This is a genomic window from Methanosaeta sp. UBA458, from assembly GCF_002496085.1.
GTDB lineage: Archaea > Halobacteriota > Methanosarcinia > Methanotrichales > Methanotrichaceae > Methanothrix > Methanothrix soehngenii.
Genome location: NZ_DAIK01000021.1, coordinates 758 through 10,916 on the forward strand (window position 1 = coordinate 758; position 10,159 = coordinate 10,916).

At 54.9% G+C, this 10,159-nt stretch carries 10 protein-coding genes; 6 read left to right on the forward strand and 4 right to left on the reverse strand.

The features are described from left to right. Nucleotides 1-1,620: HD domain-containing protein (locus BP822_RS01335; protein ID WP_286877555.1), on the forward strand; the 1,620-nt coding region annotated here is incomplete at its 5' end. Nucleotides 1,621-1,897: 277 nt separating this feature from the next. On the opposite strand, the gene BP822_RS01340 is transcribed toward BP822_RS01335, so the two are convergent. Together BP822_RS01340 and BP822_RS01345 are read right to left on the reverse strand one after the other, a co-directional pair. After that, on the reverse strand, nucleotides 1,898-2,323 hold the full coding sequence (locus BP822_RS01340; protein ID WP_157863639.1) for a hypothetical protein: 426 nt from the start codon (nucleotides 2,321-2,323) through the stop codon (nucleotides 1,898-1,900). A gap of 106 nt (nucleotides 2,324-2,429) precedes the next feature. After that, the gene (locus BP822_RS01345; protein WP_273279000.1) at nucleotides 2,430-3,344 is read right to left on the reverse strand and encodes a glycerophosphodiester phosphodiesterase family protein; all 915 of its coding nucleotides are present in this window, start codon (nucleotides 3,342-3,344) and stop codon (nucleotides 2,430-2,432) included. 85 nt (nucleotides 3,345-3,429) lie between these two features. Here BP822_RS01345 and pscS point away from each other — a divergent pair, with 85 nt between their 5' ends. Then, nucleotides 3,430-4,614, forward strand: a complete 1,185-nt coding sequence (gene pscS, locus BP822_RS01350) for an O-phospho-L-seryl-tRNA:Cys-tRNA synthase (protein WP_286877557.1) — start codon at nucleotides 3,430-3,432, stop codon at nucleotides 4,612-4,614. On the opposite strand, the gene BP822_RS01355 is transcribed toward pscS, so the two are convergent. Both BP822_RS01355 and BP822_RS01360 read right to left on the reverse strand, forming a co-directional pair. Next, nucleotides 4,611-5,381, reverse strand: a complete 771-nt coding sequence (locus BP822_RS01355; protein WP_286877558.1) for a hypothetical protein — start codon at nucleotides 5,379-5,381, stop codon at nucleotides 4,611-4,613. The two genes, pscS and BP822_RS01355, sit on opposite strands and share 4 nt — an antisense overlap. Nucleotides 5,382-5,466: 85 nt before the next feature. Continuing rightward, nucleotides 5,467-6,219, reverse strand: coding sequence for a hypothetical protein (locus tag BP822_RS01360; RefSeq protein ID WP_286877559.1), 753 nt, complete (start codon nucleotides 6,217-6,219; stop codon nucleotides 5,467-5,469). On the opposite strand from BP822_RS01360, the gene BP822_RS01365 reads away from it, so the two are divergent. The 4 genes from BP822_RS01365 to trpD all read left to right on the forward strand — a co-directional run bounded on the left by BP822_RS01365 (nucleotide 6,203) and on the right by trpD (nucleotide 10,005). Further along, entirely contained in the window at nucleotides 6,203-6,547 is a 345-nt protein-coding gene (locus BP822_RS01365; protein ID WP_286877560.1) for a hypothetical protein, read from the forward strand. The genes BP822_RS01360 and BP822_RS01365 overlap by 17 nt on opposite strands. A 71-nt stretch (nucleotides 6,548-6,618) precedes the next feature. Continuing rightward, nucleotides 6,619-7,659 carry a nicotinate mononucleotide-dependent phosphoribosyltransferase CobT gene (cobT, locus tag BP822_RS01370; RefSeq protein ID WP_013718465.1) on the forward strand — a complete coding sequence of 347 codons (1,041 nt, stop codon included), beginning with the start codon at nucleotides 6,619-6,621 and terminating at the stop codon, nucleotides 7,657-7,659. A gap of 16 nt (nucleotides 7,660-7,675) precedes the next feature. Then, nucleotides 7,676-8,779 (forward strand): alcohol dehydrogenase catalytic domain-containing protein, encoded by a 1,104-nt coding sequence (locus tag BP822_RS01375; protein ID WP_273271705.1) that lies wholly within the window; start codon nucleotides 7,676-7,678, stop codon nucleotides 8,777-8,779. An 86-nt stretch (nucleotides 8,780-8,865) separates the two neighbouring features. Next, nucleotides 8,866-10,005: an anthranilate phosphoribosyltransferase gene (gene trpD / locus BP822_RS01380; protein WP_013718463.1), complete on the forward strand. Its 1,140-nt coding sequence runs from the start codon at nucleotides 8,866-8,868 to the stop codon at nucleotides 10,003-10,005. The last annotated feature ends 154 nt before the right edge of the window (nucleotides 10,006-10,159 follow it).

Consider the following 10,159-nt stretch of genomic DNA (forward strand, 5'->3'; position numbering starts at 1 on the left):
CACACCCGATTCGAGCATTCCCTGGGAACCATGCATATGGCCGGGCGAATGGCCGAGCACCTGGGTCTCTCCTCTGAGGAGGTGAGAAAGGTTCGGTTAGCCGGGCTGCTCCACGACCTGGGTCATTCCGCTCTCTCTCATGCTGTTGAGGGGGTCTTAGGCCGCAACCCCGAGGTTCAGCCCCTGTTGAAGGGCAAAAGAGCTTCCGGGCACGAGGAGTTCACCCAGGATATAATCTCCTGCCATCCTTTCGGCCAAGAGGCCATAAGGATTGCAGAAAGGGATTTCGGCGATGCGGACAAGCTCTTTGCAGAGGTCGCAGACATAGCCCGGGGAAGGATTCCGCCCCTGGGGCAGATCATAGTCGGCGACCTGGATGCAGACAGAGTGGACTTTTTGCTCAGAGACTCCCATCATTCTGGCGTATCCCTGGGCCTGGTGGATACAGACCAGATACTGCAGTCCCTCACCATCTGCAAGGGCAGGATAGTCCTCGTCGGCCAGGGTGACTATCGGGCAGAGATGTCCCAGACGGCAGCGGAATCAATGCTCATCGCCCGGGCGCATCATTATAATGCCCTTATCTATCATCCTTCTGTCCAATCCATAAGGGCCATGCTTCTCACGGCGCTGGAGAACGCTCTGTCCAGGATGAATGAGGATGATGCCAAAAGGAGGATAGAACTATTCTTCCGGGAGTACACCGATCCGGACCTTCTGCGGTTCATCTGGGAGACGGGAGATGATGTCTCACGGGATCTACTGCAGCGTATAAAATTCGGCCAGGAGATACCGCTGGCTGCCAGGTTCGACCACCGGTCCCTCGCGCCGGATATCAGAATGGCTCTGTCCACCATCTCCCGCCATGGGAGGATGAGAAAGCTCTTCGAGGATACCCTCTGCAAAAAATATGGGGCCCTGGTGAGCATCACCGCGGGCAGCGGAGTGCCCAGGTCCGTGAGAACCCAGGCGGATAGCTTTCTCTATGACGAATCCGCCCTGGCCGCGGGCCTGGTAAAGTCGCTGACCCGCCAGATCGCCATATCCTTCTTCTCCGACGATAGACCGGAGATCTCCCTTGATGAAGTTATGGAGCAAGCGGCAAAGCTGCTGTCCTTTATTCGCTCCGAGAGCTATCTTCCCATCGATGGACTATTGCTGCTCTTTTATGCTTTGCATAATATGCTCTCAGAGAGATACGGTGAGAAGATCCTGGTTCCCCGGATCAGAAACATAACCTGGCTCTACAGGACTGTGGCCAGGCTCAGGGACCTGGGCCCTGGTGGGCTTTCAGGACTATTTGATTATTCCTTTCATTCTGAATACGGATTCCTTTATAGCGAGAGGCTTTTCGAGGATATTCAGATCCTCGTTGCCAATGGCATGATCTATCAGGACCAAAGACACTATGAGATCCGTGGCCAGTGGCTGCAGAGATATGAGTATATGCTAACTGCTGAGGGAATAAGCTACGCTAAAGAGGTTGTTCTATCCTATAGCAAAGAACACGAGATGCTGCAGATCCTTCTTAAGCAGGATAAACACACCATCCCTTTTGATGTGGTGAGCCTCAATCTGAAGAGATACTCTGGTGCAAAAGCGTCAACTACCCCGGCCTAAAGTCCGTGGCTTGTATCTAGGAGGTTCAGATGTGTCCTGATACGTTTGGCTGGTTGACCTTTGGGTAGATCCAAGAGTGCCCTACCTTCCGAGGAAGGCGTGAATCTGTACCCTAGATTGGCTAGGGAACTAGATATGAGGTGATCATGAAAGAATATATAGCAGATCTAAGTGGCGCGAAAGTAATCAGCGAGGGGCTCTACATCCCCGGCCTGAAGACCGGGGTCTTTCGCCCCTCTGCACCCCCTATAGAGATAAAAGTTTAGCGGATGAGAACCTAGCTCATCTTGCCCTTGGTGTAGGGGGTGCCCTTGACGACCTCAACCGGCGTCGAGGGATTCCAGTCATCTTTCAGGAACTGATAGATGTTTCCCCCTTCAACCATGTAGGTGGCCAGGCTGGTATTGGTTGCATTGTTGGTGTCGTTTTGCAGGAAATCCAAGATGGCATATGTGGTGTTGGTGGTGTTATTGTTGAAAGATTTCTTGGCATATAGAGGGGCGCTGGCAAGAGGTGCCACGAATGGGGTTGGCGCCCAGCTATCATTCAGGAAAGCAGCAATGGATGGAGTAGTCAGCAGAGATTCATCCCCCGCTTCATTGATCTCTCCATTATCGAACGGCGCAGGATCCTTGCTCATGCCGCCTGGCATAAGCCCAACCAGAGCAATCAGAGCAATCAGTACAAGGATAATGTGTCTCATGAGTCCTGCATTATCCATCAGGTATCCATAAAGCTTTCCGTCGGTAAAACTATATTCTCGATCAAGATCGGTTATCCTGAATGCATTATGGTGAGATGAGAGTCGATCAGTCCGCCAGGGCTTTAAGCTCTTCTGTAGTCGATTCTGGGTGCTCTGCCAGATATTTCGCCACAATTGGCCGGTGAACGAGCTTGCAGTCGATGCAGCTCCAGAACCTCTTACCCCTCTTTGTTCTCACGAACCTGCCCAGCTCTTCATCCCTGCAGGGATAAAGGGGGCAGAAGCAATGGGTGCAGTCCTGACCTTCGAAATGGTGGCAGGGATAGTATTCGCAGTTGGACTGGCCCGTGGCCTTGACCGGCTGGTCCAGCGCCTCCCTTATCAGACAGGGATCGTCTGTTACTAGACCGTCCGCCCCCAGCCGGAGAAGCCAAGCCGCCTGAGCTACCGTATTGACCACCCCCGGGTAGACTTCAAGGCCCTTCTGATGCGCCTCCTTGAAAAGACGGGGATTTACCTTTTCTGGAAATATGGCATCCGCATCAGCCCAAAGGGCCAGTTCTACCGGCTTTATGGGCAGTGAGGTGATAATAATGCCGGTTTTGAGATCGGAGATCTCCTTGATCTCGCGCAGGCTGGCGTGATAGGAGGAGGTGATGATGCTCTTTTCCTTCGGCACTACATCAGCCACCAGGGCTTCCAGGCCCTCTTCTTTCATCTCCACCACCACCCCCAGCTCCAGCTCTTCTGCCAGGGATAGAGCCTCTGCCAGAGTGGGAACTGGCTCATTTCCGGCACGGATCGCCTTAAGCTCAATGCAGTTGAGATCCTGGACCATTCCCTTGCCATCTGTGGTTCTGTCCACGCTATCATCATGCATCAGCACGAGCTTTCCGTCCCTAGAGAGCCTCACATCCACATGGACATAATCCGCAAGGCAGCGCTTCGCGGCTCTTATCCCTTCCAAGCTGTTTTCTGCGGCAAGCGCGCGGGCTGTGCGGTGACCTATCACCAGAGCCATTGAAATGAATTCGCCTGGAAAATATATCACCTTTTGCCTGATTCTGGCAAAGGATTATACTGCAAGAGGGACAATCGATATGCAAATGCTTGAAAATCTTGAGAAGTTCACCAGGCTTAAGAGGGATGTTGCCCAGATAAATGTCGATCCCCTGCAGAGAGGTGGAATATTGACTCCCGAGGCAAGGGCCGCTCTGGTGGAGTGGGGCGATGGCTACTCCATCTGCGATTTTTGCGCCGGGATGCTGGATCACATAAAGAATCCTCCGGTGGAGGAGTTTGTGCACAGCATCCTCCCGGAGTTCCTGGACATAGATGAGGTTAGAGTCACCCATGGCGCGCGGGAGGGGAAGTTCGCTGCCATGCATTGCCTGTGCCAGAAGGGGGATTTCGTGGTGATGGATGGCAACGCCCATTACACCTCGGTTCTGGCAGCGGAGCGAGCGGGACTGAATGTGGAGTATGTGCCCCCCAGCAAGGAGCCGGATTATGCCATAAGCTCTGAAGGATATGCTCTGGCTATAGAGAGAGCCTATGAGAAGAAGGGAAACGTAACCCTGGCCCTCCTGACCTATCCCGATGGCAACTACGGTAATCTGGCTGATGCGCGAGCGATAGCTGATGTCTGCCACGATTACGGTGTGCCGCTCCTTCTCAATGGCGCCTACTCCGTTGGCAGGATGCCGGTGAAGGCTCGGGAGTTGGGGGCAGACATAATCGTAGGCAGTGGCCACAAGTCCATGGCCGCCTGCGGGCCGGTGGGCGTCCTGGGAGCCTCGGAGGAGTATGCCCGGATCATATTCAGGCCCTCCGCTACCAAGAAGAATAAGGAGGTGGAGCTATTAGGCTGCACGGTGCGGGGAGCGCCCCTCATAACCCTAATGGCCTCATTCCCAATAGTGGTAGAAAGGGTGGGTCGCTGGCCCGAGGAGCTGGAGAATGCCCGCTGGTTTTCCAGCGAGATGGAGAAGATGGATCTGGTCCAGGTGGGGGATCGGCCGCATAACCACGATCTGATGTTCTTTTTGACCGAGAGGCTCTATGATATATCTCAGACTGCAAAAGGAGGTCGCTACTTCCTCTACCGGGAGATGAAGGATAGAGGAGTGTGCGGCATCAAGCCTGGCCTCACCCGCCAGTTCAAGCTGAGCACATATGGCTTGGGCCGTCCGGAGTTGGAGGTGGTCTTGAATGCACTCTCTGAGATCATCGAGTCCCATGAAAAGGACGAAAAGGGAGATAAAAACGAAAAGGGAGCAAATGGGTCTTAAGACAGACCGCTTCCTCCCATTCCAATGGGTATCTGGCTGAGATCTCCAACGCCTGTCAGGATACTCACAGCATCCTGCCGGACATCGTGGTAGTAATCTTCTGAGCGGGTGCCCGATTTTACTGCAACCGTCTCATTCATGGCGGCCACTGAGCTGCTTGGTTCGCTCTGGACGATTGAGGGCTCAGCCTTTTGGGGCATGACCGCAGGGGTATAGCTGGCGGTATCGGGATTGATCCATATGGTCTCGAAGGTGCCCCGCTCGGAGATCTCGCCATCTTTCACCTTCAAGAGATCGCCTCTTATCGACTGGTTCGAGGGGTCATATGTCCCGTTCAGGCGGGTGGAGGTCTCTGAGCCATCATCAAGGTAGGTCATGACCAGGTCTACATTGTCCTCTTTTACTGATCCAATGACCACTGCATTCCAGGCCTCCTGGCCGTCCTGCTCGTATTTTGCCTGGCCGTAGAGGATCTCATTCTCCTGATTGAGAGCCATTATCACGTTATCGATCTCGATACCTGAAACCGACCAGATATAGCTCAGGTCCAGAATAGACTGACTGGAAATCGGAACGGATTGGCTAACGTTGGAAGATTCATTGTCCATGATGGATGAATTCTCCGGGATCAATGCTGTCTGATCGAGCGCTACCGTCTCTGCATCTGAGCTGTCCGACTCCTGGGCGAGCGAAGGACCGGCAGCACAGATGAGAAAGATCATCAGAGGAAGGATATGCCATCCCCTCATCAAGCAATTGACTTTCATTTAGAACCACCACATTCTACCTTATCTGCAAAAAGATTTGCTGCGCCAGCTTTCTGGCGCATCATTCCTCAATCTGAAGTCCAGTTCAGCCCATGCCTGGTGGGATGCCGCTGAGGTCACCGCCCGGACCGATCTTATCTTTGTACTCATGAACGTCGACGAATCTCTTCTCTGTCTTATTAACAGCAGTGGTATTCACAGCAGCAGCGGCGGGCTGTGCGGCACTGGTGACCTCTGCGGGAGCAGGAGTTGCCACCGCTGGTGCCTCAACCGTGGCAGGAGTGTAGCTGGAGGTGTCCGGATTGATCCACATGGCATTGAAGGTGCCGTTGTTGATAACCTTGCCCTCGCTCGCCTGAGTGAAGTTGCCGCTGATGTCCTCATTGGCCAAAATGCCTGAAAACCTGGTAATGATCAGCACATTATCCTTCAGGGCGCTCATGGTCAGGTCAACTTTTTCTCCTACCACTGAGCCTATTACATCTGCATTCCAGGCTTTTCCGCCCTCTGGCTCATACTTTGCCCGTCCCAAGAGATCGTTGCCATTCTGCTCCAGGACCATGGTTATGGGGCTGGTCTCAATGCCAGAGAACTGCCAGATGTAGTTCAGATTCGGGCCCGAGATCGCTGGCGTCAGATTGACTGCGACAGCGGTCGCATTCTCTGTCTCATTCATGGAAGCGCTCTCGTTTGCGGGCAGGGTGGCGTTCAGATCCAAAGCTGCCTCTATGCTGGAATTGTCATCCACAATGCTTGCGTTATCGGTGGTCTGCCCCAGGGACAGGCCTGTGGTGAGTAATGCAAGCAACAGGGGAATAATCATGTATCTTAAGCTCAATTATAAACCTCCAGTATCCCACTATTCGGCGATAGACTTTTCGTCATTTGCCTACAACAAACCCCAGTCTCATCTTCTCCTTTATAAGCCTTTGTCGAGCAATGCCCGGCGAAAGACCTCAGGGGGCAGGCTGAACAGGGCTGATATCGCCAGAGGTGAGAAGAAAAAGGATCTGGTATACGGGAATAAAACCACAGAGTCACAGAGCGCACAGAGGACGACGACCCCAGGGGGTTTTTCAATATCGATTGGAATAGAGAAAAAAGAAGATGAGAGTCTCTTCAATAGCGATTGGTTGCATCTGCGCGAGAGTTCAAAATTAGTTTAGCGCCATTCAAATAAACTTGAATTAAATAATGTAGCGTTGATTTAATATACCGGATCGCTGGATTATATCTCATGCCAGAATGGATCTACCCCGATTTCGGGCCGCGCCCTAAGCGGCCACTATTCCTCTGCATCATATCCAATACGGACACCGGAAAGATACCTGGCCTCTCGGCGGCAGGAACCTCACCCGAGCTGACAGATTACACCCCAGGCGCAGACGCCGAGCTGGTGGAGACTAACAGAATTATCACCATGCCCGAGCTGCCTGAGGCTCCCGGAGGCTCGCCCACCCCGGCGGTGGTCACCAAAGCGGCCCTGAACCTGACGGGCATCAATTCTCTCTTCGTAGCCTCGGGCCTGCGAAAGAAGCCGGCCGTCCCTTATGTCGAGCTGGGAGGCCAGCCGGGAGGCGACATCCGAAAAAAGAGCGCTGTCATAGATCCCCAGGGGACATTTGAGAGGGCCAGGCGGCTGGGAAGCAAGCTTGCCGGGCTCTCAGATTGCATATTCATTGGGGAGTCAATAGCAGGCGGCACAACCACAGCTCTTGCCGTTCTCAGGGCTCTCGGCTACAGAGAAAAGGTCAGCAGCAGCTTCGTCTCCAATCCAACAGGGCTCAAGGAGCAGGTGGCAGCAGAGGCAATGGCCAGGGCAGGAGTGGCTCCGGGCAGCCTGAAGGGTGACCCAATGGAGGCGATACGGGAATTGGGCGACCCCATGATGCCCTGCGCCCTGGGATTGATCAGCGGCTTATCCGGGAGCAGAGTGGTGCTGGCAGGGGGAACGCAGATGGCTACGGTGCTGGCATTGGCGAAAGCCCTGGACCTGAAAGGCGACATCTCCATTGCCACCACGAAGTACATCATGGAGGACACGACCGCCAACTTCCGGCAAATAGTGGAGGCTACGGGCAGGCCATACTTCTATGCCGATCCGGGGCTGGAGAGCTCAAAGATTCCCGGGCTGCAGGTCTATGCCCAGGGTTATGTCAAAGAGGGGGTGGGCATGGGCGGAGCCAGCCTTCTGGCCGGGCTTTATGGATTCTCTCAGCAGCAGCTGGTCAGTGAGACCGACCGGGTACTGATGACAGTCGAGCTTCCCAAGAAGTAGGATCCAGGATCGAACTATGAAGGCGGCTGTGCTGAAGAGGCCAAAGAATCTGGCGCTGATGGATTTGCCAAGGCCTCGGTGCCCTCCAGGAGGGGCGCTGATCAGGGTCGAGGCTTGCGCTGTCTGCGGCACGGACATAAAGATGCTCGATCAGGGGCACAGGGACCTCTGCTATCCGCGCATCCTGGGGCATGAGGTTGTGGGCCGGATAGAAGAGATAGACCGCAAAGTGCAGGCTGATGGCCGTCAATTAAGGGCAGGCGAGCTGGTCCAGGTCTGGCCGGGCATCGCCTGTGGACACTGTCATGCCTGCTTTCGGGGTGCAGACAACCGCTGTCGGGACATGAAGATAATCGGCTTCAACATTGACGGGGGGTTTGCCGAGTACCTGGCCCTGCCCCTGCCAGCTCAGAGCTTTTCTGAGCATTTTGGCATCAGCACCGCTCTAAATCGCTTGCCCGAGGAAGTGGACCCGGCCCTCTTCACCCTGGCCGAGCCTCTGGCCTGCTGCATTAACGGCCAGGAGCAGGCCAGGGTCGGAGAGGGTGACAGCGTCCTGATCTGGGGCGGAGGACCGATTGGCGCTCTTCATGCCCTTCTGGCGGAGATGCGGGGGGCAGGAGAGATCCTGCTGGCAGAGAGGCTGCCCGGACGGATCAGGGAGATCAAGAGGCATACCTCTGCCCGGGTGATCGGCTGGTTTAGCGGCAACCGGGAGGAGGGGCAGGACCCGTTCGAGGAAGCGGAAAGGACAATCTTGAGCGAGACCGATGGCAGGGGAGTTGACGTTATCCTCACTGCCACCCCTGAGGTGAAGATCGACCAAAGGCAGATGAGGCTGCTTGCCCCTGGTGGGAGGATATGCATATTCTCTGGGCCCCAGCCGGGCGATTATGAGGGGATGATCGACCTGCGATCGATGCATTACCTCGAGCAGACCATAACAGGAGCATATGGCTGCAGCAGCCGGCAGAACAGAATGGCTGCCAGCCTCCTGGAATCAGGCGGGATCAGGGCGAACTGGATCATCACCAAAAGAGCCGATCTAGCCCGAATCTCGGATGCATTTGAGCACTCCTCCAGGCGAGCAGGATTGAAGTCTGTTGTCTGTGCGGTTTAGAGCAGATACAGCAATAGCAGCTTGAATCTATTTGTTGCGAAATTATAGTCAGTTTATAGTTTTTTAAGGGACGAAGCGAGGGGAAGATGGCGAAAGATTTGCTGAAAATAGTGTCGGAAGAGAGCCTGAAGCATTTTGGGGGAAAGGTGGACGAACTGATCAAAGGTCGGAACCTGACCCGAGGCGAAGCCTCAGATCTATTCCGTCAGATCCTGAATGACGAGCAGCCGGATCTGCAGCAGGGGGCGTTCCTGGCTGCCATCACCGCCAAGGGGGCGACAGCTGAGGAGATCGCCGGCATCTGGGAGGCGATATATGAGGTGGACACATTGAAGGTCCGCCCATGCGTCCAGGGGCCGCTGGCTGATAACTGCGGGACGGGCATGGACTCGATCAAGACCTTCAACATCAGCACCGCGGCCTCGATTGTGGCGGCGGCGGACAAGATCAACATGGCCAAGCACGGTTCTCGGGCCATAACCTCCAGCTGCGGCACAGTGGATATGCTCGAGCAGCTCGGGATAGACGTTGACTGCGATGTGGACCTGGTGAAAAGGAGCATCGAAGTGGCAGGGATCGGCATATTCAACGGCATGAGCGGCAAGGTCCATCCCTCTGCCCTCTCCAGGATCCTCTCTCAGATCAGGTTCGGCACCGTTCTGAACATCGCTGGCTCTCTGGCCAATCCCGCTCTGCCCGCTTACGGTGTTCGCGGGGTCTACAGCCGAGAGATGGTTCTGCCAATAGCCAGGGCTATGAAGGAGATCGGCTACAAGAGGGCCTTTGTTATCCACGGCCGGAGCGGGGACGATCTGCGGGGGATGGATGAACTCTCGACTCTTGGAAGGACGGATGTAGCAGAGCTGGATGAGGATGGCAGGATCAGGGAATATGCCCTAAATGCCTGCGACCTGGGCCTGGAGAAGGGGGATGAGTCTGCTCTTCTCAACCGTGGGAATATCGAAGAGGAGGCAGTAAGGCTCCTTCGAGTTCTGTCGGGTTTTGACCGGGGGGATAGAAGGGATATTGTATGCCTGAATGCTGCGCCATTGCTCTGCATCACCGGCCGCTCAGAAGACCTGCTAGAGGGAGTGGAGAAGGCGGGAGATATCATCGACAGCGGACTGGCGGTAAAGAAGCTGCTCCATTGGGTACGAGAGCAGAACCGGGATCCAGGGGAGAGGCTGGAGCGGCTGGAGGGAATGCTGGAGCTGGCACGTGCCTGAGGGGGGATGAGCTTTCGAAGGAGTGCCGTCTTTTCCTTTCTGAGACCTTTGTGCGCTTTGTGTTCTTTGTGGTGAAATAATTAGCTGTGAAATAAAATGGCTCTTCGCTGTATCGAGTGGGTAGCGGATAATTAACCCTGGTGGTTACGGAATA

Coding starts and splice junctions, on each gene's coding strand:
- BP822_RS01340 (WP_157863639.1), bottom strand. CDS start 2,323: ATGAGACACATTATCCTTGTACTGATTGCTCTGATTGCTCTGGTTGGG.
- BP822_RS01345 (WP_273279000.1), bottom strand. CDS start 3,344: ATGGCTCTGGTGATAGGTCACCGCACAGCCCGCGCGCTTGCCGCAGAA.
- pscS (WP_286877557.1), top strand. CDS start 3,430: ATGCTTGAAAATCTTGAGAAGTTCACCAGGCTTAAGAGGGATGTTGCC.
- BP822_RS01355 (WP_286877558.1), bottom strand. CDS start 5,381: ATGAAAGTCAATTGCTTGATGAGGGGATGGCATATCCTTCCTCTGATG.
- BP822_RS01365 (WP_286877560.1), top strand. CDS start 6,203: ATGTATCTTAAGCTCAATTATAAACCTCCAGTATCCCACTATTCGGCG.
- cobT (WP_013718465.1), top strand. CDS start 6,619: ATGCCAGAATGGATCTACCCCGATTTCGGGCCGCGCCCTAAGCGGCCA.
- BP822_RS01375 (WP_273271705.1), top strand. CDS start 7,676: ATGAAGGCGGCTGTGCTGAAGAGGCCAAAGAATCTGGCGCTGATGGAT.
- trpD (WP_013718463.1), top strand. CDS start 8,866: ATGGCGAAAGATTTGCTGAAAATAGTGTCGGAAGAGAGCCTGAAGCAT.